27 protein-coding genes and 2 pseudogenes are annotated in these 25,360 nt (G+C 60.1%); 13 read left to right on the forward strand and 16 right to left on the reverse strand.

Features of this window, described 5'->3' with window-relative positions:
• Positions 1 to 5 precede the first annotated feature (5 nt).
• From ACSQ8V_RS27185 to ACSQ8V_RS27195, 3 genes are all read left to right on the forward strand, one after another.
• Positions 6 to 821 (forward strand): MetQ/NlpA family ABC transporter substrate-binding protein, encoded by an 816-nt coding sequence (locus ACSQ8V_RS27185; protein ID WP_436184683.1) that lies wholly within the window; start codon positions 6 to 8, stop codon positions 819 to 821.
• A gap of 106 nt (positions 822 to 927) precedes the next feature.
• Entirely contained in the window at positions 928 to 1,782 is an 855-nt protein-coding gene (locus ACSQ8V_RS27190) for a CmcJ/NvfI family oxidoreductase (protein WP_436207759.1), read from the forward strand.
• Between the two features lie 164 nt (positions 1,783 to 1,946).
• Complete coding sequence (locus tag ACSQ8V_RS27195; protein ID WP_436207760.1) at positions 1,947 to 2,750, forward strand: MetQ/NlpA family ABC transporter substrate-binding protein; 804 nt, start codon at positions 1,947 to 1,949, stop codon at positions 2,748 to 2,750.
• Between the two features lie 1,367 nt (positions 2,751 to 4,117).
• Here ACSQ8V_RS27195 and ACSQ8V_RS27200 read toward each other — a convergent pair.
• The 8 genes and pseudogenes from ACSQ8V_RS27200 to ACSQ8V_RS27235 form a co-directional block, all read right to left on the reverse strand.
• Complete coding sequence (locus ACSQ8V_RS27200) at positions 4,118 to 4,333, reverse strand: TOBE domain-containing protein (protein WP_031357267.1); 216 nt, start codon at positions 4,331 to 4,333, stop codon at positions 4,118 to 4,120.
• 71 nt (positions 4,334 to 4,404) lie between these two features.
• Positions 4,405 to 5,187: an ATP-binding cassette domain-containing protein gene (locus tag ACSQ8V_RS27205; protein ID WP_436208020.1), complete on the reverse strand. Its 783-nt coding sequence runs from the start codon at positions 5,185 to 5,187 to the stop codon at positions 4,405 to 4,407.
• Positions 5,188 to 5,240: 53 nt separating this feature from the next.
• Entirely contained in the window at positions 5,241 to 6,035 is a 795-nt protein-coding gene (ssuC, locus tag ACSQ8V_RS27210; protein WP_436184688.1) for an aliphatic sulfonate ABC transporter permease SsuC, read from the reverse strand.
• Positions 6,036 to 6,048: 13 nt separating this feature from the next.
• Positions 6,049 to 7,197 carry an FMNH2-dependent alkanesulfonate monooxygenase gene (ssuD, locus tag ACSQ8V_RS27215; RefSeq protein WP_213764505.1) on the reverse strand — a complete coding sequence of 383 codons (1,149 nt, stop codon included), beginning with the start codon at positions 7,195 to 7,197 and terminating at the stop codon, positions 6,049 to 6,051.
• Positions 7,198 to 7,421: 224 nt separating this feature from the next.
• On the reverse strand, positions 7,422 to 8,450 hold the full coding sequence (locus ACSQ8V_RS27220) for a sulfonate ABC transporter substrate-binding protein (RefSeq protein ID WP_436207761.1): 1,029 nt from the start codon (positions 8,448 to 8,450) through the stop codon (positions 7,422 to 7,424).
• Positions 8,451 to 8,467: 17 nt separating this feature from the next.
• Positions 8,468 to 8,641: pseudogene (locus tag ACSQ8V_RS27225) on the reverse strand (c-type cytochrome); the annotation flags it as partial.
• 5 nt (positions 8,642 to 8,646) lie between these two features.
• Positions 8,647 to 8,793, reverse strand: a pseudogene (locus ACSQ8V_RS27230) (sulfite dehydrogenase); the annotation flags it as partial.
• A gap of 7 nt (positions 8,794 to 8,800) precedes the next feature.
• Positions 8,801 to 9,823, reverse strand: a complete 1,023-nt coding sequence (locus tag ACSQ8V_RS27235) for an aliphatic sulfonate ABC transporter substrate-binding protein (protein ID WP_436184690.1) — start codon at positions 9,821 to 9,823, stop codon at positions 8,801 to 8,803.
• A gap of 211 nt (positions 9,824 to 10,034) precedes the next feature.
• Here ACSQ8V_RS27235 and ACSQ8V_RS27240 point away from each other — a divergent pair, with 211 nt between their 5' ends.
• Complete coding sequence (locus tag ACSQ8V_RS27240; protein ID WP_436184691.1) at positions 10,035 to 11,063, forward strand: S1C family serine protease; 1,029 nt, start codon at positions 10,035 to 10,037, stop codon at positions 11,061 to 11,063.
• 31 nt (positions 11,064 to 11,094) lie between these two features.
• Here the strand turns inward: ACSQ8V_RS27240 and ACSQ8V_RS27245 are convergent, their stop codons facing one another.
• The 5 genes from ACSQ8V_RS27245 to ACSQ8V_RS27265 form a co-directional block, all read right to left on the reverse strand.
• The gene (locus ACSQ8V_RS27245) at positions 11,095 to 11,634 is read right to left on the reverse strand and encodes a cytochrome b (protein WP_436207762.1); all 540 of its coding nucleotides are present in this window, start codon (positions 11,632 to 11,634) and stop codon (positions 11,095 to 11,097) included.
• Positions 11,631 to 12,725 (reverse strand): catalase family peroxidase, encoded by a 1,095-nt coding sequence (locus ACSQ8V_RS27250; protein ID WP_436207763.1) that lies wholly within the window; start codon positions 12,723 to 12,725, stop codon positions 11,631 to 11,633. The genes ACSQ8V_RS27245 and ACSQ8V_RS27250 overlap by 4 nt, the downstream gene beginning before the upstream one ends.
• Before the next feature lie 188 nt (positions 12,726 to 12,913).
• A complete protein-coding gene (locus ACSQ8V_RS27255; protein WP_436207764.1) occupies positions 12,914 to 13,777 on the reverse strand; it encodes an anti-sigma factor family protein in 864 nt (287 codons plus the stop codon).
• Complete coding sequence (locus ACSQ8V_RS27260; protein WP_165104522.1) at positions 13,774 to 14,292, reverse strand: RNA polymerase sigma factor; 519 nt, start codon at positions 14,290 to 14,292, stop codon at positions 13,774 to 13,776. The genes ACSQ8V_RS27255 and ACSQ8V_RS27260 overlap by 4 nt, the downstream gene beginning before the upstream one ends.
• A 158-nt stretch (positions 14,293 to 14,450) precedes the next feature.
• A complete protein-coding gene (locus ACSQ8V_RS27265) occupies positions 14,451 to 15,173 on the reverse strand; it encodes a transcriptional regulator (RefSeq protein ID WP_436207765.1) in 723 nt (240 codons plus the stop codon).
• 242 nt (positions 15,174 to 15,415) lie between these two features.
• On the opposite strand from ACSQ8V_RS27265, the gene ACSQ8V_RS27270 reads away from it, so the two are divergent.
• The 5 genes from ACSQ8V_RS27270 (at position 15,416) to ACSQ8V_RS27290 (ending at position 18,428) form a co-directional block, all read left to right on the forward strand.
• The gene (locus tag ACSQ8V_RS27270; protein ID WP_436184696.1) at positions 15,416 to 15,694 is read left to right on the forward strand and encodes a DUF4148 domain-containing protein; all 279 of its coding nucleotides are present in this window, start codon (positions 15,416 to 15,418) and stop codon (positions 15,692 to 15,694) included.
• A 72-nt stretch (positions 15,695 to 15,766) separates the two neighbouring features.
• Positions 15,767 to 16,087, forward strand: coding sequence for a DUF4148 domain-containing protein (locus tag ACSQ8V_RS27275; protein ID WP_213764495.1), 321 nt, complete (start codon positions 15,767 to 15,769; stop codon positions 16,085 to 16,087).
• 161 nt (positions 16,088 to 16,248) lie between these two features.
• On the forward strand, positions 16,249 to 16,668 hold the full coding sequence (locus ACSQ8V_RS27280; protein ID WP_436207766.1) for a secondary thiamine-phosphate synthase enzyme YjbQ: 420 nt from the start codon (positions 16,249 to 16,251) through the stop codon (positions 16,666 to 16,668).
• Positions 16,669 to 16,749: 81 nt separating this feature from the next.
• Complete coding sequence (locus ACSQ8V_RS27285) at positions 16,750 to 17,994, forward strand: aspartate carbamoyltransferase (RefSeq protein WP_218627270.1); 1,245 nt, start codon at positions 16,750 to 16,752, stop codon at positions 17,992 to 17,994.
• A 95-nt stretch (positions 17,995 to 18,089) separates the two neighbouring features.
• Positions 18,090 to 18,428 (forward strand): hypothetical protein, encoded by a 339-nt coding sequence (locus tag ACSQ8V_RS27290; protein WP_436207767.1) that lies wholly within the window; start codon positions 18,090 to 18,092, stop codon positions 18,426 to 18,428.
• Between the two features lie 24 nt (positions 18,429 to 18,452).
• On the opposite strand, the gene ACSQ8V_RS27295 is transcribed toward ACSQ8V_RS27290, so the two are convergent.
• Positions 18,453 to 19,160, reverse strand: coding sequence for an aspartate/glutamate racemase family protein (locus tag ACSQ8V_RS27295; RefSeq protein ID WP_436207768.1), 708 nt, complete (start codon positions 19,158 to 19,160; stop codon positions 18,453 to 18,455).
• A 486-nt stretch (positions 19,161 to 19,646) separates the two neighbouring features.
• On the opposite strand from ACSQ8V_RS27295, the gene ACSQ8V_RS27300 reads away from it, so the two are divergent.
• Entirely contained in the window at positions 19,647 to 20,015 is a 369-nt protein-coding gene (locus ACSQ8V_RS27300) for a type II toxin-antitoxin system death-on-curing family toxin (RefSeq protein ID WP_436207769.1), read from the forward strand.
• An 85-nt stretch (positions 20,016 to 20,100) separates the two neighbouring features.
• Here ACSQ8V_RS27300 and ACSQ8V_RS27305 read toward each other — a convergent pair whose 3' ends face one another.
• Positions 20,101 to 20,895, reverse strand: a complete 795-nt coding sequence (locus tag ACSQ8V_RS27305; RefSeq protein ID WP_436207770.1) for a CDP-diacylglycerol diphosphatase — start codon at positions 20,893 to 20,895, stop codon at positions 20,101 to 20,103.
• 40 nt (positions 20,896 to 20,935) lie between these two features.
• Positions 20,936 to 22,327 carry a PLP-dependent aminotransferase family protein gene (locus ACSQ8V_RS27310; RefSeq protein ID WP_213764491.1) on the reverse strand — a complete coding sequence of 464 codons (1,392 nt, stop codon included), beginning with the start codon at positions 22,325 to 22,327 and terminating at the stop codon, positions 20,936 to 20,938.
• Between the two features lie 423 nt (positions 22,328 to 22,750).
• Here ACSQ8V_RS27310 and ACSQ8V_RS27315 point away from each other — a divergent pair, with 423 nt between their 5' ends.
• Genes ACSQ8V_RS27315 through ACSQ8V_RS27325 form a run of 3 tightly spaced genes read left to right on the forward strand, consistent with a single transcriptional unit; the run spans position 22,751 to position 25,360 of the window.
• The gene (locus tag ACSQ8V_RS27315; RefSeq protein ID WP_436207771.1) at positions 22,751 to 23,233 is read left to right on the forward strand and encodes an MSMEG_0572/Sll0783 family nitrogen starvation response protein; all 483 of its coding nucleotides are present in this window, start codon (positions 22,751 to 22,753) and stop codon (positions 23,231 to 23,233) included.
• A gap of 38 nt (positions 23,234 to 23,271) precedes the next feature.
• Positions 23,272 to 24,285, forward strand: a complete 1,014-nt coding sequence (locus ACSQ8V_RS27320) for a Nit6803 family nitrilase (protein ID WP_213764489.1) — start codon at positions 23,272 to 23,274, stop codon at positions 24,283 to 24,285.
• The gene (locus tag ACSQ8V_RS27325) at positions 24,278 to 25,360 is read left to right on the forward strand and encodes an MSMEG_0568 family radical SAM protein (RefSeq protein ID WP_436207772.1); all 1,083 of its coding nucleotides are present in this window, start codon (positions 24,278 to 24,280) and stop codon (positions 25,358 to 25,360) included. The genes ACSQ8V_RS27320 and ACSQ8V_RS27325 overlap by 8 nt, the downstream gene beginning before the upstream one ends.

The raw sequence follows: 25,360 nt of genomic DNA on the forward strand, positions 1-25,360 counted from the left end.
CCCTCATGTCTAAACGCCCCTTCCTCCTTGCGTTGGCGCTGTGCGCTGCGCTCGCTCCATTCAGTGCCCGCGCCGCTGGTGCAAACGAACTGCGCATCGGCTTCGTGCCGGGGCCTTACGCCGATGAATTCAAGGCCGGTGTCGAACCGCAATTGCGCCAGAAGGGTTACACGATCAAGTACGTGGAATTCAGCACGGGGCTGGAGGCTAACCAGGCGGTGTATCGTGGGGAGATCACAGCCGATGTCATGCAGCACGAGGTTTATCTGAAGTCATACAACGACCGCAACGGAACCGATCTGGTTGCCGTCGTGCAAGTACCCACGCCGCCAATGGGCCTTTATTCGAAGAAGCACCATGCGTTGACGGACGTCCGGGCCGGCGCGACAGTGGCCGTGCCCAACGATCCGGTCAACCTGGAGCGCGCGCTCAAGATCTTGCAGCGGATCGGCTGGATCAAGCTTCGTCCGAACAGCAATCCAGTGGATGTGACCGAGCGTGACGTGATCGCGAATCCGGCCGGCATCAAGATTGTTCCGCTTGAAAATGCGCAGGCGCCGCGTGCGCTCGATGACGTCGATTTCGCCGCCATCCAGGGCAATTTCGCGATCTTCAGCGGTTACAAACTCACCGACGCGCTCGCCCTGGAGCAGATGACGCCGCCGTACATCAACCAGGTCGTGGTGAGGGCTGTGAACAAGACATCGCGCAGCACGCGGGACATTGTCGATGCGTATCAGTCGCCCGCGTTTCAGCAGGCCATCCTGAACAACCATTTCTACGATGGTTTTCGTCTTCCCGAATACTTCGCCAGCAAGTAGGGTTATCGCCATGCCGACCGAATAACCTTATGGAATTTTATTCGTTCAGCTTCGAGTCATGCGGGTATAGCTTAGAAAGTTCTGACTTCCAGGCCGAGGAACGACCATGAGCACCGTATTCGAAGAACGTCCGCGCGCAGAAACACTGCACGCGGTAGAGGCTGAACTCAATTATTTGCGTGCTGGCGAAGGGCGGCCGGTGAGCTACACGTTCGAGCCGCCGCCTGGCGTGCCCTGGACTTCCGGCGCACTCGAACCCCGGCGCGTGACGATCCGCGACGCTCGTCCGCTCGCCGCGGCGGGAGAGCTATCGCTGGATAAAAGCGGCTTTGAACGCATCGCGCACGCGAGCGCGCTGACCGACTTCAGCGACGACGCCGCTATCCGCTCGATCTACTACAACGAATCCGCACAGGTCCTGATCAAGGCGACGGGCGCCGAGAAGGTTGTGGTATTCGATCACACCTTGCGCGACAGCTTGAACGGCTCGCGCGCCACCTCGTCCTTGCGCGAGCCTGTGAGGCGTGTACACAACGACCAGACATTCGTCTCCGGGCCGCGTCGGGTGCGTGACCATCTGACCGCCGATGAAGCCGCTCAACGCCTCAAGCACCGCTTTGCGATCATCAACCTGTGGCGGCCGCTCGACGTAGTCGAGCAGCTACCCCTCGCCCTCTGCGACGCACGCTCGATCGCGGCGAGCGATCTGGTGCCAAGCGATCTTGTGTACAAGGACAAGGTCGGCGAGACCTTTTCCTTCACGCATAACCCGGCGCATCGCTGGTATTACTTCCCGAAGCTACGGCCCGACGAAGCGCTGCTGCTCAAGATCTACGACTCTCGCGACGACGGCACGGCCCGTCTAACCGCACACACGGCGTTTGAAGATCCGACCACACCGGACGGCGCCGCGCCGCGCAGAAGCATCGAATTGCGGGCACTTGTTTTCTGGAAGGAATGACAAGCGACAACTAGCCGGCAATCGGTGCATGCCAACCCTGTTTCTCGCATGCACCGGATCTTAGCTAAGCTTTCAAATTTGCATAAACACATGAAAACAGAATGGTTAGGCTAGTGCGCAAGTCATGAGAGGATTCGCGCCTGCCAACCAGAAAGAGTTTCAACATGCATCGTAGAACTGTTCTTGCAAGTATTGCCTTCGTCGCACTCGGCGCTGTCTTTGGCGTCGCCCATGCGGAAGACGCCCCGCTTAGAATCGGCACCATGAGCGGCCCCGACGCGCAGATCTGGACCGAAGTATCCAAGGTTGCGGCGCGCGAAGGCCTCAAGATCAAGGTGATCGAATTCAACGATTACATCCAGCCCAACGCCGCCCTTGACGCTGGCGACCTCGATGCAAACGGCTTCCAGCACCAGCCGTTCCTCGACAGCCAGATCAAGCAGCGCGGCTACAAGATCGTCAACGTGGGCCTGACCTATGTTGCGCCAATGGGCTTCTACTCGAAGAAGTTCAAGTCGTTGAAAGACCTGCCGCAAGGGGCGAAAGTCGGTATCCAGAATGACCCGTCGAATGGCAATCGCGCGCTGTTGCTGCTGCAGAAAAACGGCATCATCAAGTTGAAGGCCGGCGTGGGTAAAGATGGTGTGAACGCAACGCCGCTCGACGTGATCGAGAACCCGAAGGGCATCAAGCTGATCGAACTCGACTCGGCGCAATTGCCGCGTTCGCTTGACGACCTCGCCGCCGCGTCGATCAATACGGACTACGCCGTGAAAGCGGGCCTGTCGCCTACGAAAGACGCTATTGCCATTGAAGACCTGAAGGGTCCTTACGCCAATCTGATCGCCGTTCGCACTCAGGATCGCAACGCACCCTGGGTCAAGAAACTGGTCGCCGCGTATGAGTCGCCGGATGTGAAGAATTTCATTAATACTCAGTTCAAGGGTTCGATTATTCCGGCGTTCTAAGCGGGATATCCTCGCTGCGGGCGAATCGTATCTGCTTGAACCAGGCTAGCGTTTGACGTGCTTAGGTCGTGGGCTTTTATTGGTTCGCCGTGGCGGCGGTTTTCATTATATTGACCGGTCACTAAAAATTGCATCAAGATCACCGGGATCAATCGATCGAACTTCGCCAGGGGCAGTTGCGACGAGCCTGCGCGGCGAATTGTTGGTCGGGGTTAGTGGTTTGGGGGTTAGGTTCCGAGGTTTGCGGTCAGGGTCGGTGCCGGGGTGCTAGGTTCTGGGGTTAGTGGTTGGTCGGGGCCGGGGTGGTCGGTTCTGGGTTAGTGGTCGGGTTCAGTGCCGGGTTGCTGCTTTCAGTGTTAGCGGTCTGCCTGACTCGGATTTTCTCTTTATCACTATTAGCCACTGTGCGTGGCGGCACGTCATTTCTTTGTCCAAAGCGACAAAGAAACGAAGCAAAGAAAACGCTTTAACCGCTCTACCCTAAGTGTCCACAGCGTGCAGTTTTGATTCATAGGTGCCCCAAAAGCACGCTGCTCGCCAGAGCCACGGATTTGTGAAACCCTCCTTCTCCGAACACGGATACCCACACGCTTCGCCACCAGTGATTGAACCTGCCCAAGGAGCACCCCGCGCTATCCGCGGACGACCGACCACCAATTGTATGCATGACGAACTATCTTGCCAACCTACGTTGAAACGAGGCCACAGGATGCGTGAGGCCGTAATCAACGAATTCCATGCAGCCGACTCGCCGAAGGTTGAAGCGGTAAATAGACATCAGGCTGTGATTGGCGAAGCTGGCCACGGGGGCCCTCCAGCGCAAGCCACTTACCGAACCTACCAAGAAACGAAGCCTTAAATGCGGGTGGGGCCAAGCGGGTTGCCAGGTGAATGGTGCTTGCCCGAGAGCGAAATTAGACCATTACACCTCCAGCGCAAGCCACTCACCGAACCTACCAAGAAACGAAGCCTTAAATGCGGGTGGGGCCGAGCGGGTTGCCGGGCGAATGGTGCTTGCCCGAGAGCGTACGGGGCGAAGCGTGTTCGTGTCAGGATTCGCGAGAAGGAGGGGTTCAAACATCCTCCGCTCTGGCGAGCACCGTGCTTTTGGGGCACCTATGAATCAAAACTGCACGCTGTGGACACTTAGGGTAGCGTGTTTGAAAGCGTTTTCTTTGCTTCGTTTCTTTGTCGCTTTGGACAAAGAAATGACGTGCCGCCACGCACAGTGGCTAATAGTGATAAAGAGAATATCCAACTCTCGCAGACCACCACGGCCGAAAGCAGCAACCCGGCATCAACCCCGACCGCTAACCCAGAACCGACCACCCCGGCCACTAACCCCAGACCCTAACCCCCGCCGCCCCTCAAAGCCTCGCAATAGAAACCTCCGTAGACTTCACAAACGCAATAACTTCACTCCCTACCTTCAGTTCGAGCTCATCGATCGACCGCGTAGTAATCACCGACGTGACAATTCCATACGGCGTTTCCACATCGACTTCCGAGACCACCGAACCGCGAATAATCTCCTTGATATGCCCCTTGAACTGGTTGCGTACATTGATCGCCGTAATGCCCATGGTAATGCTCCGTATTGATTAAATAGTGCCGGGGCCAATAGACAGCGGCAATGAGTGATCGATAACCAAATCTAGCCCGGCTGCGCACCGTTCCTGAGAACACGCGACAAGACCTGTTCTTCCAACTCGGCAAACCCTTCCGCCGTGCGCAAACGCGGACGCTGCAAGGTGATGGCGGCATCGAAGGAAATCTTCCCCGCTTCGATCAGCACAATCCGCTCGCCCAGCGCCACCGCTTCCTGCACATCGTGCGTGACAAGCAGTGCGGTAAAGCGATGCTCGCGCCACAAACGCTCAATCAACGCATGCATTTCAATGCGCGTCAGCGCATCAAGCGCGCCCAGTGGTTCATCCAGCAACAACAGGTCTGGCCGGTGCACCAGCGCACGCGCAAGCGCCACCCGTTGCCGCTGACCACCCGACAGTTGCGCCGGCCAATCGCCCTCCCGCGCGCTCAGGCCCACTTCAGCCAGCGTCGCCCGGGCATCCTCACGAGACGAACGCGGCAAGCCGAGCATGACGTTTTGCAGCACGCTTTTCCACGGCAGCAAACGTGCATCCTGGAACATGATGCGAGTCTCAAGCACACTGGATCCCGCAGCCGCATTACGCTGAACAACACCACCGGTCGCTTTTTCAAGCCCCGCGATCAGGCGCAACAACGTAGACTTGCCGCAGCCGCTGCGGCCGACTATCGATACAAAACTGCCTCGTTCAATGGCGAAATCAAAGCTCGACAACACCTTGCGCTCGCCGAAATGCTTATCGACGCCTTGCAGCGAGACCGCCATGTCAGCAGGGAGCTCACGGGGCGCAACCGCCGCCGGTGCACGTCCGCGTGTGGCAACGTCCAACTCGCCATCTTCCAGCAAGACTTTGCCCGATGCATACGATGCATAGCTTGATGTCACGGTTTTGCTCCCTTCTGATACGCAGGATGCCAACGCAGCGTTGCGCGCTCGATCGACTTCGCGAGCATGTCGGCGAGCTTGCCGAGCAGCGCATAAAGCAGGATGCCGACCACCACCACATCAGTCTGCAGGAACTCGCGCGCATTCATCGTCATATAGCCAATCCCCGATTGCGCGGAGATGGTCTCAGCCACAATCAGCATCACCCACATCAACCCGAACGCAAACCGCACGCCCACCAGAATGGAAGGCAATGCCCCCGGCAGAATCACGTCGCGATACAGCGCAAAGCCCGAGAGTCCGTAGCTGCGAGCCATCTCGATCAGGTCTGCATCAACGGAACGAATGCCGTGATACGTGTTCGTATAGACAGGGAAAAATACGCCCAGTGCGACCAGGAACAACTTCGCTTCCTCACCGATACCGAACCACAGGATCACCAAGGGAATCATCGCGAGCGCAGGGATATTGCGGATCATCTGCACGGTCGAGTCGAGAGCGATCTCAGCCGGCTTGAAGAGTCCTGTCCCCAGCCCGAGCACGAAGCCGATACCACCGCCGATCGCGAAGCCCGTCAACGCGCGCCATGCGCTGACCTTCACGTTCGCCCACATGTCGCCCGACTGGATCAGCTCCCACGCCGCTTTGACAACAGCCAGGGGCTCGGGCAATACCCGCGACGACAAACCGCCCGTGCGCGCAGCCAGTTCCCATGCGATCAGGATCAGGATGGGCACGAGCCATGGCGCGGCCTGTACACCGGCGCGGCGAAAAAACGGGGCGACGTTCATCGGACCTCCGGGTTCAACTTTGCGACGCGCGCGGCAAATACGACGTGCCGACGATTTCACCGAACGGCCCCGACAACGGTCCCGACGTGCGCTCTTTCTGTTCACGCGGCAGCAGCGGGAATACGAGTTCGGCGAACCGGTACGACTCTTCAAGATGCGGATAGCCCGACAGAATGAACGTGTCGATACCGAGCGCCGCGTACTCTTTCATCAAGCCCGCGACCTGCTCCGGATTGCCCACCAGCGCCGTGCCCGCACCGCCACGTACGAGGCCGACACCGGCCCACAAATGCGGATAGACCTCGAGCTTGTCGCGCTGACCGCCATGCAACGCGGCCATGCGCCGCTGGCCTTCCGAATCCATCTTTGCAAACGATGCCTGAGCGCGCTGGATGGTTTCGTCGTCGAGCTTGCTGATGAGCCTGTCCGCGTCGGCCCACGCTTCCTGTTCTGTCTCGCGCACGATCACATGGAGGCGAATGCCGAACTTGATCTCGCGGCCTTTATCGGCTGCGCGGCGACGGATATCGGCGAGCTTCTTTTCAACTTCAGCAGGCGGTTCACCCCAGGTCAGATAGGTATCGATATGATCGGCCGCGATCTCGTGCGCAGCCGGCGACGAGCCGCCGAACCACAGCGGCGGATGCGCCTTCTGCACGGGCGGATAAAGTACCTTGCCGCCCTTCGAGCTCAGATGCTTGCCCTCGAAATCGATCGTGCCGCCTTCATGCGACGACTCGAGCAGACCGCGCCAGATCTGCAGGAATTCGTCCGTGACTTCATAGCGGGTGTTGTGGTCATTGAACACGCCGTCACCGGCCAGTTCGATCGGGTCACCGCCCGTCACCACGTTGATCAGCAGACGGCCGCCGGAGAGCCGGTCGAAGGTCGACGCCATGCGTGCAGACAGCGCAGGTGAGGTCAGACCCGGGCGGATCGCGACGAGGAACTTGAGGCGTTTCGTGGCCGGAATCAGGCTGGATGCAACCACCCATGCGTCTTCGCAGGAACGCCCCGTCGGCAGCAATACGCCCTCGTAGCCGAGCGTATCGGCGGCCACCGCGATCTGGCGAAAGTAGTCGTAGTCCGCGGCGCGCGCGCCTTGCGTCGTGCCGAGATAACGGCTGTCGCCGTGGGTCGGAATGAACCAGAAAACATTCATTGGGGGCTCCTGCCTTGCGGGTGTAAGTTCAAGTTTCGAGTAGGAAGCGAGCGCAGACGCGACGAACAAAAGTGCGGCCCATGTTCGTGCGAACGAGTCACCCGTCCCCGTTCAGATGATTCATCTTAGCGATGCCCACTTTAGGCATGAACGATTTATTTAAGCTAAGGTTCTCGCCAATTCTGCTTATGCGTCTCTAGTGATGCAGGAGCGCAATATCCAGCCTAAACGACGCTCCAGCGCGCATCGGTCACCACCAGCTTTTTCGGAATCAGCTTGAGCTCGGTGAAGGTATCGGCAATCTGTTGCTGGTACGCAAGGGTCTCCGGCGTGATCGGCTGCACGCCATAGGCCGTCCGTTTCAATGCGCGTTCAAGCGTCGGCTGATCCAGTCCGACCAGCGGTGACAAAAGCTTCGCGGCATCCGGGACGTTGTCGCGCCCCCATCTGTCGACGTGGTCAAGTTCCTCCAGCAGCGCATGCACAAGCTGCGGCTGGGCGGTCGCGAACTTACGGGTCGCAAGGTAGTACTGCGTGTTGCGCACCAGCCCGGTGCCGTCCGCAATCACGCGTGCGTTCGCCTGACGTTCAACGGCCGCGAGATACGGGTCCCAGATGACCCACGCGTCGACGCTGCCCTGCACGAACGCCGCGCGCGCGTCGGCGGGAGCCAGATAGACCGGCTGGATATCCGCATATGAAAGCCCGGCTTTCTTCAGCGCAACGACCAACAGGTAGTGGACATTCGAGCCCTTGTTCAAGGCCACTTTCTTGCCGCGCAGATCTTCTACCTTACGGATAGCCGAATCGTGCGGCACGACAATCGCTTCGCCTTGCGGTGCAGGCGGTTCGTTGCCAACATAAACGAAGTCCACGCCCGCGGCCTGAGCGAAGATCGGTGGCGTTTCACCTACCGTACCGGCATCGACCGCGCCTGCGTTGAGCCCTTCCAGGAGCTGCGGTCCGGCGGGGAATTCAAGCCATTGCACGGTGACGCCTTGCGCCGCGAGCCGTTTGTCGAGCGTACCCCGCGCCTTCAGAACGACGAAGTTGCCGTACTTCTGATAACCGATGCGGAACGTTTTCCCCGACTCCTCGGCGCGTGCCGTCTGGCTCGCCAATAGTGCGGCGCCGCCGGTCAGGATGCTGGTGGCTCCGGCGCTTAAGGCGGCTATCTTCAGCAATGTACGACGGCGTGATGGAATGGCCAGTTGCGGTAACGTTTCGTTTTTTGTTCGGTAATGGTCGGACATGCTTTGCTCCTTGATATTCAGAGGCGGCCGGGACGTGGATCGGGTACGAAACAGTCACAGTTCGGCATCCTTACTTTTTGTAGAGACTGTGCATCGAGCCGCGCGTCGGGCGGCGCAATGCCGTTCTGATTCAACAGGAATGCGCCAAGCGCATAAACCTCGTCAGCCGACAGGGACTCCGGCGCGTTATAAGCCGTGACGGCCGGCCGTAGGGATGTTCGAGGATCGGTGCACCGGGCGTCTTCGACCATGATGCGATCTCAAGTGGTTTGAGTAAGTCGGCAGCGAGACTGCCGAGCGGACGCCGGCGTCCCGGTGAAGGTGAGAACTGACGGGAGGTCATCGGAAAATTACGGCTGTGTGGCGGCCAGCGATGCCGTCGCCACATTCGCCGCGACCGCCTTGCGCGCGGCGAAGTCCCAGACGAGCGCACCGGCGGTATCGACGGGCTTGGGCAGCAGCTTCGCCTGATAGAAGATGTCGGCAATCGCTTGCTGCTCGCCGAAGTTCTTCGCCACGACCGCACGCACGACGTAGGTGCGCCGCGTGTTGGCGCGCTCGACCGTCGCCTGGTCGAGACCCCACACCGGGGCCAGGATCTTCGCCGCTTCCTGCGGATGCGCCTTGGTCCAGACGCCCGCTTCAACCAGTTGCTTGAACACGATGTCGATGATCTGCGGATGCGCTTGCGCAAAGGGCGTGGACGCAAGGTAATACCGCTGGTATGACGCAAGCCCGTCCCCGCGAATCAGAATGCGCGCGCCCGGATCTTGCTCGACGGACGCCACGTAAGGGTCCCACGCGAACCACGCGTCCACGTCGTTGCGCTCAAAGGCCGCGCGCGCGTCGGCGGGCGCCAGGTAGCTGATCTTGACATCGGCAGGCGAGAGTTTGGCACGTGCCAGCGCGGCGAGCAGCAGGTAGTGGCTGCCGGCAGCCTTCGTCACCGCAATGCGCTTGCCCTTCAGATCGGCGAGCGTGTGGATGGGTGCATCGCGATGCACGATCACGGCTTGCGCCGAGGGCGACGGCGTTTCCTGCGCGACGTAGACGAAGTTGGCGTTGGCTGCCTGAGCAAAGACCGGGACGGTATCTGCCACGTCGGCGCTGAAGTCCACCGCGCCCGCATTCAGCGCTTCGGTAAGCGGCAGCCCGCTCGCGAATTCACCCCATTCAATGCGCACATTAAGCGGCGCCACGGCCCGTTCCAGGGTGCCGCGCGCCTTCAGGATCGCGATCAGCGTGGAGGATTTCTGAAAACCGATTCGCAGCTTGACGGGGTCGCCCGAAGGCGTTTGCGCCATGGCGCTCGTAGCGCTCAGGGCAGTCACAGCCAGCGCGAGACACGCGGCCAGACGGATGAAGATTTTCATGGGGGCATCGCAGGCAGATTAGGCAGCCGACCATACTAACAACGCACGCGTCCAGCACTAAACGATCAATCGTGATATCGATTGCAGCGCAGATGCTGAGACGGCTGCGCGCCTTGGCGCGGGCGCTCTCGGCTGCGGGGCATGGGCTCGACGGGCTTGAAATAGCCGCAAGAATCCCGCATCTCATGATCCATTTATCCGGAGCACGATCATGGGAAGCCGTCCCCAATTCATCGATGATCTCTCGCGCGGCCCCGCCGGCGCCGCGTTCGCAAGCCCGCTCGGCGACGAGGCCCTGCTGGACGCTTACTCCCAGACCGTGATCAGCGCACTCGAACGCGTGCAGCAGGCGGTCGCCTTTATTTCAGTCGAACGACGTTTGCCCGGAGACAAGAGCGGCCGCGGCGCGCATGGAGGTTCGGGCTCGGGATTCATCTTCACGCCCGATGGTTATCTGCTGACGAATAGCCACGTCGTGCACGGCGCCACGCAGATCCGCGTGACGCTCGCGGACGGCGCGAAGTTCGATGCCGACCTCGTCGGCGACGATCCAGACAGCGACCTCGCGGTGCTGCGCATTGGCTCAGCCGATGCTTTGCCGCACGTCGAACTGGGCGAATCGGGCAAGCTGCGAGTCGGGCAGATCGCGATCGCCGTGGGGAATCCTCTCGGCCTCGCGCAGACGGTCACGACGGGCGTAGTCTCGGCACTCGGACGGTCCCTGCGATCGAACTCCGGACGCATGATCTACGACGTGATCCAGACCGACGCCGCGCTCAATCCCGGCAACTCGGGCGGCCCGCTGATCAACTCGGCGGGTCAGGTGATCGGTGTCAATACGGCGATCATTGCCGGCGCCCAGGCGATCTCGTTCGCGACTGCAATCGATACCGCCAAATGGGTCATCATGCAGCTCTTCGCGTATGGGCGCGTGCGGCGCGCCTATATCGGCGTGGCCGGTACGACAATGCCCATCTCGCGCCGCGTGCAGCGTTATTTCGAGCTGCCGGCGGCAAGTGGCGTACACGTAATGGAGGTCGTGAAAACGAGCCCGGCCGCACTCGGCGGATTGCGTACGGACGACAGGATCGTCGCCATCGACACGCTGGCGGTAGATAGCGTGGATAGCCTGCAACGCTCGCTGGATGCTTCACGTATCGACCGGGCGGTGAAAGTGACCGTGTTGCGCGGCACGCAAAAGCTGGAGCTGGACGTGACGCCGGTCGAACAGGCTGGATAAAACGACCGGCGTGGTGCGACAGGCAGGCCGTCTAGTCGCGGCCCTTCGCCATGCTCGAAAACACGCCGTCGCGTCGAATCAGTCCATGGAACAACGCCGCGGCGAGATGCGCGAGGAAGGTCGCGAACAGCAGCAAGGCGAGCACCGTATGCGCTGATCGGAGCAACGCATACAGGCGCACGTCCTGCGGGACGATGGGCGGCAGGTTGACGGGTCCGAACAAGTGGATCGGAAAACCGCCGGCCGACAGCATCGACCAGCCGACCAGCGGCATGGCGAACAACAACGCGTAGAAAACCCAGTGCGACAGATGCGCAATGTGCTGCTGCCAGCGCGGCATGTCGTCGGGCAGCAGCGGTATGCGATGGGTTAGCCGCACAATGAAACGCACGCTCACCAGCACAAGAATTGCAATGCCCAGCGGCTTGTGAATCGCGAGCAACGTCTGATGCCATGAAGATAAAGTGGCCACCATCCCCACGCCGATGAACAACATTGCAATGACGAGCGGCGCCATGAGCCAGTGCAAAAACCGCGCTGACGGGCTGAAGTGCTTTCGATCGGCGCTCATTCGTGACCCCGTGCCGGTGATTGAGCGGAGGCCAGATGCTGCGCCTCCTCATGCGTGCGGCGGTTGTAAGAGACCGCATAAGCGGAAGAGCGCGCGGCCAGCAGCGGATCGGCCGATGGCTCCAGGCCATCGGGAAGAATGGTCGGATCGTAGTTGATGTCCCGGCAATCGCCGTCGCTCTGCGCGCTCTCGTGCTCTATCACCAATGTTCCTGCGTCAATGTGCGGCCGATCTTCGGGCCACGCTTGAGTTGCGTCGGTGGTTGGGTCGCCGGGCTTGGCCACCGTCAGGATCAGGTGCCAACGCAACGGACCGCTTGCCAGCCTCCCGCGCAGTTCGTTATCGAGAAAGTCGTGTTCACCCGTCTGTTCCGCGGTGACGGGTGCGTATGGCGCCTCAGGCACCATCGACCAGCGGACGAAGTGAGTCTTGCCGCTTGCATCGATTGCACGAAATGCATTGATGCCGTAATAAGCCGCATTGCCGAAACTGGAAGACGGCGGATGGTTTTTCACCCAGCTCTGGAACGGCGCGGTCTCGGGATGCGCCGCAAAGAACGCCTTGAGCTTTGCCGGATCGGGCTTGCCCGTGACAGGGTCCGGCTTCGACGCCACCAGTTGAGCGAAGAAAGCCTGCGGTGTATTGACGATAAACACCGGCGTATTGTTCATGCCCGTGCGCCATTGCTGACCGTCGGGTAACTTGAAATCCAGTGCCATGCTGCGCACCGGCACGCTGGCGTCCGGAGCTGATGGATCGCTGCCCGGTATGGCGAAACGTCCAATGATTGGCGTCCGCACGGCCTTGAACACGTCAGCGCGAGAGATGTCCGACGCCTGGTCATTGCCTTCGAAATATCCCGACACGCAGACGCCCTTCGCATGATTGCGGCGGAATCCGGGATGAACGCCCGAATTCGATTCGAAGGTATTGATAATGCGCTGCGGCGTCAGGCGATGCGGTGTCGCGAAGCCGGCAACATAGACAAAAGCGCCGCCGACAGCCGCCACGACCGCGCCGATAGCCGCAAGCCTGAATAGCGGAATGGTTTGCCGCCCGCGAGGGCGAGGTGAGAATGGGTCAGTCGTCATATGGAGTGATCCGGTTTGTTGCCCTTGCCATTAATTCGATATCCTTATCGATTCGAATTTTCAAAGAGCGCGCAATTTTCTTCTATAAGGGGGTTCTACAATGGTAGTGAACTACTTTGCGTAGCCGAATATTCCGGGGCCTGTGCAATTAACCGGCCAACGCTGCGCCCCGGAACAGATACAGTCACTTATTGCGTAGACACTGAAGCGCCCGAGGGTGCCTTTGCCCCGCCCATCGCGGTCAACTGCGAATAGACGTCGTGTGAGAGGTCAAGCAGCACCTTGCGGTCGATCGCGCCGGACACGGCGTAGCCAAAATCGCCGTCGATCCAATAAAACACGTTCACCGAGCCGTCCTGATACAGCTTGAACGCGGTCGTGTCCGAGCTGATCTTGCGATGCGATATACACAGCGTAATACGCTCGCCCTTCGCGTCGTGGTACATGAACTGCGCTACCGGGCCGTCGTCGCCAGGCAGCAAGCGGCCGCCCATCAACTCGAAGCCCGAGCGGGTCAGTACGGGCGGACGCACGTCCGTACCCAGCCGGTTCGAGATCCACTGCACCAGTTCCTGCTCCCGATCCGCGCCCACTTCTACAGGCCGCACCACTTCCGGCGCGTACATGACATGAGCGATCGCCGATTGCCGCGCGAACGATTCGCCAACGGCATAACTTGCACGTTCCACCGATCCCCCGCCGCTTCCGGGCATCAAGGTGTCGTGGCCCATGGTCCCTGTCATGCCCGCCACGCCAATCCCGACGCCCAGCACAAGCGCCGCCGCCATGCCCGCAAACTGCGGCCAGTTGGCGGCAGCACGCCAGCGCTTGGGTTCGGGCGGTAGCAGACGCTGCGGCACGGGTTCACTTAGCACGCGGTCATAGCGGTCATGAAACATGCTGTTCAGCGAGAAATAGTCGCTGACCTTCGTAGCCAGTGCCTCGTCGCGTTCCAGCAGGCGATCGATCTCCTCGCGGCGATGTTCCGCCAGCGATCCGTCGACATAAGCGTGAATTTCGTCTTCACTGATGGGTGTTTGTTGGTCGCTCATCGCACCACCTGTAATTTAGCGCCCGGTTGCGCGCCGGCCATCAACGCGCGCAGTCTTTCACGTCCGCGCGAGAGCCGCGACATGACGGTCCCGATCGGGATTTCCAGCGCCTGCGCCACATCGGCGTAACTCATTTCTTCCAGTCCTACCAGCAGCACGACCTGCCGCTGGTCAAGCGGCAAACGCTGCAACGCGAAGTCCAGATCGCGCATTTCAAGCGACTGTGTTTGCGTGCCCGGCACGGCAAATTCGCGCTCGGAAATGTTCTCGTCATCGACGGAAACATGCACCGCCTTCACGCCCGCCCGGCGCGCCTGATTCGCGAACACGTTGTGCATGATCGTGAACAGCCACGCGCGCAGATCGGTCCCGGACTGAAACTTCTCGGTATGCCGGAGCGCGCGTTCGAGCGTGTCCTGCACCAGATCGTCGGCGAGATCGCGATTGTTGATCAGTGCTCGCGCGTAGCGGCGCAATCGCGGCACATGTTCCATTAACTCGTCACGGACGCCCATCGGCCTTCCTTCATTTTGTAAGCTTACGCAACGTTCGATAAAACGCCGCCCTGAAGATGGACTAACACCGGGTCGTGGCAAATATTCCCGTTGTCGGCGTGCTTTTTTGCCGAGTGCGCGATTATGCCGTCGGCAACTTCATGGCAACGGCTTGATACCTAGCTGCCCGTCATCAGGTCGGCGGCCAGCATCAAGCCGCGAGTCTTCGCACGACCCGCCAGCACGTAACGCTTGCCACCCGCCGTCCATGCAAGCAAGCGGCTCGCGCCCACGCGATGGGCTCTCCATTGAGGCTGCGGCTGCGCAAACGGGCCCGGCGCCATAAGCAGCACGGCGGCCTCGCCGCCTCGATTGCGGTAGACGAATTCGGTTGCCGAAGCGAATGGCCCCACGGACATTTGCCGGCGCGCAACGGCACGAAAACCGACACCTGACAGATCTGGGGCGCTCGCCAAAACCTTCACCGAGCTTTCATAGCCCACCGCACCCGATGCCATCTCCTGGGCGGCGACGGCCTGTTCGAGCGCCATCATGGAGGCATTGTCGAGCGCTGAATCGGAAATGTCGAACGCAAAGATTGCTGCGGCAGCGACTGCCAGCATCATGACTGCCGCGACCAGCAGCGCACGAAGGCTGCGTCTTGACATGCGCCTCACCGGAGCCGGCGCAGGTGGCGCATCTTCGTTGTCGGTTTCGTGAAAGGCGTTCTGCATCTGCCAGTTCAGGCGACCGTAAAACGCGACCCGATCCGCCTCGTCAGGGCGGCTCTTCAAATACGTTGCTACGCTCGCGGCGCGTTTCGGATCCAGCATGCCGTCGGCGAATGCCTGGACGTCCGACTCCGAGAGCCTGGGTTCCGTTGGGGGTTTTGTTATGGGCATGATCTGGCAATGTTTGGCTGTTCGTACAGGGGCGAACACGAAGTGCCGGAGTTTATTCCACGCCAGGCGTAAAAATCCCCTACGCGCGTAAACACCGTCTCCAGCGGGTTATTCCGCGTCTCCTCAAATAAATTTTCATTCTTCCGAACATAAAAATAATCAAATTCATCGGGAATATCCCGATGCCATTCCGGGTTCTCTCCATTGCAAGCCGCACACATTCAACCTCGCAGGAGAGAGCCATGAAAACCCTTAGCGTCGCAGTACTGTTTCTCGCCACTATTGCCTCGGCACACGCATTCGCTCAAACCAAGACCCGTGCCCAGGTCTATCAAGAGTTGATCCAGGCTCAGCAGGACGGCCGCGATTTTGTCACCGATACGTCCTACCCCGACGTCAACCCGATCTTCGCGCATCAACTCGAACAGCAACAAGAAGCGCGCCTGGCACAAAACCAGACGACCCACGCCAACTCGGTAGCCAGCGCAACGGCCGGCAACTCGTCCAGCGCAGCGAACTGATTCATCGCGTCAAATCAGCCCATGCAAGCCGGTTAAACAAATCGGAATCCTAACTTTATTATTGAGGTCATCATGAAAAAATTCCTTATTTCGGCTCTCGTTATCTCGTCGGCACTGGCCGCCCCTGCCTTCGCTTTCGCGCAAAGCAACATCCCCGTCACCCGCGCCCAAGTCGAAGCCGAACTCGTTCAACTGGAAAGAGCCGGCTACAACCCGGGCGGCGAAGACGTCAACTACCCGCAGGACATTCAGGCCGCAGAACAACGGGTCGCCGAACAACAAGGCATTGCGTCTTCGTCGTATGGATCGGCGGACAACGGCACGTCGGCATCGGGTACCCGCGTGCAGGTTGCGCCGGACGACGCCACTCAATCGACCTACTTCGGCCATTGAGCCGCATGTGCGGCAAGACCGCAGCGCGCGACGATCACCGCCAGCATTTTCCTCGTCCGATCCGCGCGCTCGATGTCTGCCGAAACCCGCTCCAGCCGATAAACTTCACAGGCACGCGCGACTCTTTCCCCAATCGCGCATTCCCTTCCGGAGACATCGACATGAAGCAGGCGCTCCATCATCTGAGCGTGCCCACACGCACGCGCGGACTGCACGAAATTACCCGCGACATCCATCGCTGGATCGATCTTCAGGACATCCGCACCGGTCTGCTGACCGTGTTCCTGCGGCACACCTCGGCTTCCTTATTGATCCAGGAAAACGCCGACCCCGACGTCCGCACGGACCTGGAACAGTTCTTCGAGACCATTGCGCCGGAAGCGCCCGGGCGCTACGTCCACGACGCGGAAGGTCCTGACGACATGCCCGCGCATCTGCGAACCGCCCTGACGCAAGTCCAGTTATCCATTCCCGTCGATGCCGGCCGGATGGTCCTCGGCACGTGGCAAGGCATTTATGTCTTCGAACACCGGCGCGCGCCAAGTAGGCGTGACGTCGTATTGCACCTTTTCGGCGAGTGATTTAATATACGCATCGCGTACATAACCACCTACGGAGCGCCCATCGTGCAAGCTCAACAGCAAACCCTCCTGCGCGATGCCATGCGCCGCCTGAACATGACCCGCGACGCGTTCGCGAACCGAATTGGCGTGACGCGCCGGGCATTGGACACCTGGCTGCTCCCGGACGAATCGGCGGAATCGCGGGCCATGCCCGAGATTGCGAGCCGCTACGTCATGGAGCTGGTAGAAAGAATCCCATCCGGCGACGAATATACACAACGCGTATATTCCCCATCCATTCTTCACGAAGGGCGGCCGCATCTGCTTTCCGTCGATCAGTTTTCCCGTGATTCGGTCGAAGCGCTGTTCCAGGTCGCCGACACCATGCAACCCATCGCGCGCCGCCAGAAGATCACGCGCGTGCTCGAAGGCGCGGTGCTTGCCAATCTGTTCTTTGAAGCCAGTACACGCACGCGTGTCAGTTTTGGTGCGGCGTTTTGCCGGCTGGGCGGCTCGGTGTGCGACACGACCGGCTTCACGTTTTCGTCGATGGCAAAAGGCGAGTCGATCTACGACACCAGCCGCGTGATTAGTGGTTACGCTGACGCGCTCGTCGTTCGTCATCCGGAGAAAGGCTCGGTGGCGGAATTCGTGCGCGCGACCAACGTACCCGTCATCAATGCCGGCGACGGCCCCGGCGAACACCCCAGTCAGGCGCTGCTCGATCTCTACACCATCCAGCGCGAATTCTCGCGCGTGGGGAAGATCGTCGACGGTTCACATATAGCAATGGTGGGCGACCTTAAATACGGCCGCACGGTCCATTCACTGGCCAAGCTGCTGGCGTTGTATCGAGGACTGAAGTTCACGCTGATCTCGCCCACCTCGCTTGAGATGCCCGCTTCCATCCTCGATCAGATCACACGCGGCGACCATGTGATCGAGCAGACCAACGACTTGCAGACGGGGTTGAAGGGCGCGGATGTGGTGTATGCAACGCGGATTCAGAAGGAGCGTTTTGCGGACGAATCCATTGAAGGTTACACGCCGGATTTTCAGATTAACCAGGCGTTGGTGGACAGCGTCTGCGGGCCTGATACCTTGATCATGCATCCGTTGCCGCGCGATGGCCGACCAGGGGCCAATGACCTGAGCACCGACCTCAATCACGATCCAAGGCTGGCAATCTTTCGGCAGACAGACAACGGCATTCCGGTGCGCATGGCGATCTTCGCGGTGCTATTAGGCGTCGAGCGCCAAGTCCAACATTCAATGCGCGACGCCGCATGGAAGTCGCCGGCTTACATCGGACCTGACGACGCGGTATTCCACGGCATCGATTAAGCGATCTATACAGCGCCGCAAGCAATATTAACGCGGCGTTTACACGCAAAAAGATACGCTGCAAGTGAATCCCGAATACAGGAGCTTGCAGCGTAATGAACCTCGTCCTTGAAAGAATTTCCGGCTCGGCTACATCGAAAAGCCCCGCCGCGCAGGAAGCGATCTCTGCGTCTTGCGTTTCCCGCGTCCATCTCTCAGCCGTCCTGCACAGCCGGCAGGATGAGGCGGCACGCGAGCGTATCAGGCGGCTATTCCATTCGCCGCTGGGCGTGTATGTCAGCCAGGCGTCGCGCGACCACGACGACCTCCGGCTGGTCTTCGACGTGGCAATGGAAGACCTCGACTTCACGGTGCGCACGCTGCATCAGGTCCTGCCCGAAGCAGTAATCGAAGCCGTGCGTCCGCGGGTGTTTACGCATCGCCACGAGCATTGAACCGCAGCTTCAACGCCTGATCGCTCACGCTTGCGCCAGCGAGAAATCGACGGCGGCGCGGGCGTGAAGCGCGGTGGTATCGAGCAATGGCACGGGACTGTCGGCTTCGTTCACCAGCAGCATGATCTCGGTGCATCCCAGCACGATCGCTTCCGCGCCACGCGCAGCGAGCCCGTGAAGGACATCGCGATACAGCTTGCGGGAATCGTCGTTGACGATCCCGAGACACAACTCGCGATAGATGATGTCGTGAATGACGGCTTGCTCGGCGGGCTCGGGCAAGAGCGTGGAAATGCCATGCCGTTCTTGCAGGCGGTCGCGGAAAAAGCTTTCGCGCATTGAAAACGCCGTGCCGATAAAACCGACCTTGCGTATGCCCCTCTTTTGCGCTTCGATGCCCGTCGGATCGACGATATGCAGGAACGGCACGGACACCGCTGCGGCAATTTGCGGCGCAACGAGATGCATGGTGTTCGTGCAGAGCACGATGCAATGCGCGCCGCCCGCTTCGAGATGACGCGCGGCGTCGGCCAGCCGGATGCCCGCGATGTTCCACTGTCCGTCACGCTGAAGTTGTTCGATCGGTGCGAAATTCACGCTATGCAGCAGGACTTGCGCGGAGTTCAGGCCGCCAAGGCGCGTGCGCACATCCCGGTTGATCAGCCGATAATATTCCGTAGTCGATTCCCAACTCATGCCGCCGATCATGCCAATGGTTCGCATGCTGTTCATGATGCCCGTCCTGCAAATCAGATTGGTCGAAGCGACATAGTGCAGCGAAGCGGCATGGAGGGCTAGGGCAAAATTTGGTTCTGTCGCGCCAAGGCGTTGCGGTAAAATTTTGTCGACCCGAATAGACAAAATCGCAGATGAGCCATTGCCTGACACGGCGTGCCGGAGACCGGCATCGCCGTTATGTTCATTGCGATCGAAGCGCGTTATGATGGAACGCAATGTGTATCAGAAGAAAGCTATGTCGCATGCAACCCAGCAAGAATTTTTAAAGTCGGTGAAGGACCCGCTTGGCCTCACTTGAGTTGAAAAGACACAAAGGTGAATGACGATGAAAAATTATGGCGTAACGATTAAAGTTCGAACCTCACCTCAGCGGCCTGTTGAAATGCAGTTGAAGGGTAGTGAGGGATCGCGGGTGGTGATGAGCGCTGCAAAGCGTGTTATCGCGACGCACGAGAAGGTAATCAAGGCTCTCGCGAATCGATGATAGACGCCCAGCAAGTCGTTGAGATTCACGACCTGATCTTGCGACAAGAGCCGGGACTTGCGGGTGGTCACGGAGTCGGCCCGCTTGAGGGCGCGCTGGCACGCGTCGCGAGCCGCATGCTCTACGGGCAGCTCTCGGATGTTTTTGATATCGCAGCAATGTACGCAGTAGCGCTCGCCAGGGGGCACGTCTTTAACGATGCAAACAAGAGAACAGCGTTGGTAACTGCGTTGACCTATCTCGCTTTGCAAGGCTACGACGTACCAAGGTCCGACGTGCTGGAGGACATCATGGTGGACGTTGCGGAAGGCACGTTGGATGAGAGCGGCCTTGCGACCCTATTATTCTCAATCGCCGTCGAATAGCACCGAAAACGGGACACGCGTATGTCGGTGGTCTATCGCTTGCTCCGGCAATTCTATTTCCTCGTTTCCTACTCCATCGCCAGACCTATTTCGAACGCGCAATGGCGCAGGTATGGTCCTGCAACTCCTCCGACGACCCGAAGTCGCCCGTATCGCGTTGTACGTGGTCGTTGAGAAGGAAGAAGGCGGGCTTGCCGTCGGGCGCCGTGGTACCCGCGAGCAGCAAGGTCTGGTCAGCCATGACCTGACCCTCTCTCGCCACGTCGGGGGCCAGGAGTTTGAAGGGATCGATAGACACAAGGTCTGCGTCATCAATACGGCGAATGCGATATGCATGCCCGCGTAATAGCGTGGGGAATGCAGTCCATTCGGTGCCGATCTTCGGGCCTTGCTCACGCAGTGCGCGAACCACATCCGGGGCAAGACAATCAATATGGATGTGCAACTGGTTTTGCGTTCGCCCGCTGGTTGAGTTGATGGCGAGCGAGAGTTCGTCGCGGGGGAGGTCTTGCCCTAGCTTCGCTTCAACAAAACGTCGTGCTTCCCACGCTGCACGCCAATAATTCGGCGAACCCGGTATCAGCAGATCGGGACTTTCAATGCCACCGATGCGAGCAGTCGGAATCAACAAGTACTGGGCAATGCCATTGATATCCTTGAGGATCGCGAAACCGCCAGACGGATCGACATCGACACATTTCTGCGGGACATCGGCACCGCGCGCGGCGGGCTCACACGAGTTGTGAACGATCTGCCATAACGCGTCGGGGTTGCCCGCGTGAGCGGCGGAGAAAAAAAGCGCGGCAACGGTGAACGAAGCTAAGCGAACGAGGAGCCGGACATTGCGCATGGGATAAGCAGTCGACACGAAAGCGTGCATCGTAACAAGACTTCGTGACGACGGCGTGCAACTCAAGCCCCTACATCACCGGCAAATGCAGATGATGAGGATGTTCGACAGTGTCCGCAATCAGCCTGAGCGCGTCTTCACACTCATCAAGATTCTTCGGACCGCCAAGGCATACGCGAATGGCTTCGGGCGGATTGCCATCGGTCGCGAAAGCCGACGCGGAAACCGCGCCAATCCCTTGTGAGCGCAACTGCAATGCAAGTTCGGACGCGTTCCATCCGCAATCCGCCGGAATGGGCATCCACAAATGGAACCCGGCCGGATCGGCGTCGAACTTCCAGTTGGAAAGCACGCGCGCCGCCAGCTCCTGACGCGCCGCGGACTCGGCACGAATCGCATCGAGCATAAGGTCTGCCGTACCGTCGCCGACCCACTGCGTCGCCAGCAGCACGGTGAACGGACTCGCCATTACCGTCGTCGCGCGCAGCGCTCCGGCAAGATGCTGGGAGCGCCGGGCGGACGGCGCACGAATGTAAGCCACGCGCAGACCGGCGCCAAAACTCTTGGAGAACCCGGTGACGTAGTAAGTCAGATCGGGGGCGAACGTAGCCAGCGCATCGGGCGCCTGGACCGGCAACATGCCATACGCATCGTCTTCGATAATAGGCACGCTGTACCTTAGCGCGACATCGGCAAGCGCCTCACGCCGCTTCGACGACAAGGTCACCGTGCTCGGATTCTGGATCGTCGGATTGCAATAGAACGCGCTGGGTTTGTCGCTCTTGCACAGCGCCTCGAACGCATGGGCCAGCGGGCCGTCGTCGTCGCGTGCCAGCGCCTGCAAACGCACACCCAGTTGCGCCGCAATTGCCTTGATGCCCGGGTAAGCCAGCGTATCGAGGCAAATGGTCCCGCCCGGCCGCGCAAGCTGCGAGACCAACGCCACCAGCGCGCTATGAATGCCGGGACAGACCAGGACCTTGTCCTCATCGCAATCGTCGAAACGACGCTTCAGCCACTTCGTTCCGGCAGCACGATCGTCAGCAGTGCCACCGAAATCCTGATACCTCAGCAGCCGATACGGGTCCGTAGCCGACAACAGCCGCGCTGCTGAATCGCGCAAGCGCGCGGCGAGTTCCGCCGGCTCGGGCGGCATGTTCATGGTCATCTCGACACTGCTGCCGCCGGACAGCGGCAGCGTCGCGGTCCGCCCGCGTACGAACGTGCCACTGCCGGCACGGGAGTCAAGCAACCCTCTTTTGCGCGCCTCGGCGTAGGCCCGCGCCACGGTCGTGTAATTGAGCTGCAGTTCGTCAGCCAGGTCGCGCAGACCCGGCAGTCGATCGCGCGGACGCAAACGCCCGCTCGCCAGATCTTCTTCAATTAACTCGGGAATCAGCAAATAAGCCGGCTTGCGGCTTTCTGTCAATTTTCTGATCCAGTGATGAGTAAGACTGGCCATGAAACGCTCACGAATAAATGCGGTTTAAAAACGATAGCACGCCGGCGCTCGAAAAAAATAAATTGATCGCTTATGTGACATTAAGTGATCGTATGGAGAATCCGATAAATCAGGGGCCAATGCACATATCCGGTGTTTATTGCACCAGACGGGCGCGGCTGCACCACTGTGATCACGCCATGCTGGTGCGCGCTCATTGCCTCACCGGGCCTGAATTCAGGCCCTGAAAGGCTTCCGGGGATCATCGTAAAAAAATTTCACTGCTCCGCGTGCAATGATCGTTTGAATGATCGGGCATTGATCGCATTAACACGGTCATTGAATGGCATGCCCGTTGCATTAACAGCTTCGTATCTCGCGGTTTGGCGCCGGGTTAAAAACTGCGGCGCCACTGATTAAATTGCCTATTTACTGGAGATTAGAATGCCTGCCGTCAATATTCCGATGCACAAGAAAGGCGATTACCTTGTCGATTATGAAGAAAAGGTGTTTGAAGACGTCAAGGCCACGCCGGGCGAGAAGGCGCTGGTGACATTCCACACGGTCGCGTTCGAAGGTTCTATCGGCTTCGTCAACTTGCTGCAAGCCACCCGGCTGCTGCGCAAGGGCTTCGAAACCTCGGTGCTGCTGTATGGGCCGGGCGTGACGCTCGGGCTTCAACGCGGCTTCCCGACGCTCGGCGACGAAGCATTTCCCGGCCACCTGAACTTCAACAAGCAGATCCAGAAGTTCATGGAGGAAGGCGGCAAGGTCTATGCGTGCCGCTTTGCGCTGCAAGCGCTGTATGGGCAGGGAGAGGCTTCGCTGATCGAAGGCATCAGGCCAATCAGCCCGCTCGACGTGCTCGACATCCAGTTGCTGCATCGCAAGGACGGCGCGCTGATCATCAACACCTGGACCGTCTGACGCTTAAGTCCGAAGCCTTTCATCAACACGGAACGACCATGCCTGACAAGAGAATCGTCCGCGCCGCCGCGGTCCAGATAGCACCGGACCTCGAACGGCCCGGTGGCACGCTCGAGAAGGTCCTCGAAACGATCGACGACGCCGCACGCCAGGGCGTGCAGCTCATCGTCTTTCCGGAGACCTTCCTGCCTTACTACCCGTACTTTTCGTTCGTGCGGGCGCCGGTGGCGTCGGGTCCCGAACACATGCGCCTCTATGACGAAGCGGTAGTCGTGCCCGGTCCGGTGACGCATGCGGTCGCGGAGCGGGCGCGGCGGCATGGCATGGTCGTCGTGCTCGGTGTGAACGAGCGTGATCACGGCAGCTTGTACAACGCACAACTGATCTTCGATACCGACGGCGAGTTGCTGCTCAAGCGCCGCAAGATCACGCCGACGTTTCACGAACGAATGATCTGGGGCATGGGCGACGCAGCCGGCCTGAAGGTGGCGGAAACCAGCATCGGCCGGGTGGGTGCGTTGGCCTGCTGGGAGCACTACAACCCGCTCGCGCGTTATGCGCTGATGACCCAGCACGAAGAGATTCATTGCAGCCAGTTCCCGGGCTCGCTGGTCGGTCCCATCTTCGGTGAACAGATCGAAGTGACCATCCGGCATCACGCACTGGAATCCGGCTGCTTCGTGATCAATTCCACGGGCTGGCTGACCGAACCGCAGATCGAGTCGATCACGAAAGATCCAGGCCTGCAGAAGGCGCTTCGCGGCGGCTGCAACACGGCGATCATCTCGCCCGAAGGCCAGCACCTCGCCCCGCCGCTGCGTGAAGGCGAGGGGCTGGTGATCGCTGACCTGGATATGTCGCTGATCACCAAACGCAAACGCATGATGGATTCTGTCGGTCACTACGCGCGGCCCGAACTACTGAGCCTCGCCATCAACGACCGGCCGGCAGTCACATCGGCACCCATGAACAGCTTCTCACCTTCAACCGGGGGATTGCACCTTGAACGCGAACGAGACCTTGTCGGCCGTGAGCCGGCAATTGATGACTGAACTGCAATCGGCGGGCTTGCGTCTCGCCGATCCGGGCTCGGGTGCCGGTCTCAGCGTGGCCAGCCGTCGCGGCGGCGCGGGTCCGTCCGATCACAAGGCGGTCACCATCGACGGCGTGACCATCATGGTGCCCGTGCATACGAACACCGCATGGCACTCGCCGTTCGTGGCATCCGCGCCCGACGCTCACGGCAGCAGTGCGTTGCTGCGCGGCTCGATCCCGATCGCGAGCATCAGCTTCCCCAAGTCCCCGCGCTTCTATGCCATGCAGACCTTCGACGGCGTGCCCTACTCGCACATCGCGACGCTGCATGGGTCGGACGTACTTGCCACGACCGTGCTGCAAACCTGCATCCGGTATGAAAGCCGCAAGAAGACCTGCAAGTTCTGCGCGATCGGGCAATCGCTTGCGGCGGGCAGGACGATCGCCCGCAAGACGCCCGAGCAACTGGCGGAGGTCGCACGGGCCGCTGTATTGCTCGATGGCGTCAAGCATATGGTCCTGACCACCGGCACCCCGCCGACCAAGGATCGCGGCGCACAGATCCTGTGCGAAAGCGCGTTCGCGATCAAGGCCGCGGTCGACCTGCCGATCCAGGCGCAATGCGAACCCCCGGATGACGATAAATGGTTCGAGCGCATGCGCGCAAGCGGCATCGATACGCTTGGCATGCATCTCGAAGTGGTCACGCCGGCGCTGCGTGAACAGATCATGCCGGGCAAGGCGAGCGTGCCCATCTCGCGCTACATGGAAGCCTTCAGGGCGGCCGTGGCGGTGTTCGGCCGGGGTCAGGTGAGCACCTACATCCTCGCAGGTCTCGGCGATACGGCAGAGGCCATTCTCGCGATCTCGCGCGAGCTGGTCGATCTCGGTGTGTATCCGTTCGTGGTCCCGTTCGTGCCGATCAGCGGCACGCCGCTCGAGGATCATCCCGCGCCTTCGCCCGAGTTCATGAAGTCGGTCCTGCAACCATTAGGCGCGATGGTATCGGCAGGCGGCATGCGCTCCGCCGACATCAAGGCGGGCTGCGGCAAATGCGGCGCGTGCTCGTCGTTGTCATCCTACGAGGTCTGA

Origin of the sequence: Caballeronia sp. LjRoot31 (assembly GCF_964253885.1) — a bacterium.
GTDB lineage: Bacteria > Pseudomonadota > Gammaproteobacteria > Burkholderiales > Burkholderiaceae > Caballeronia.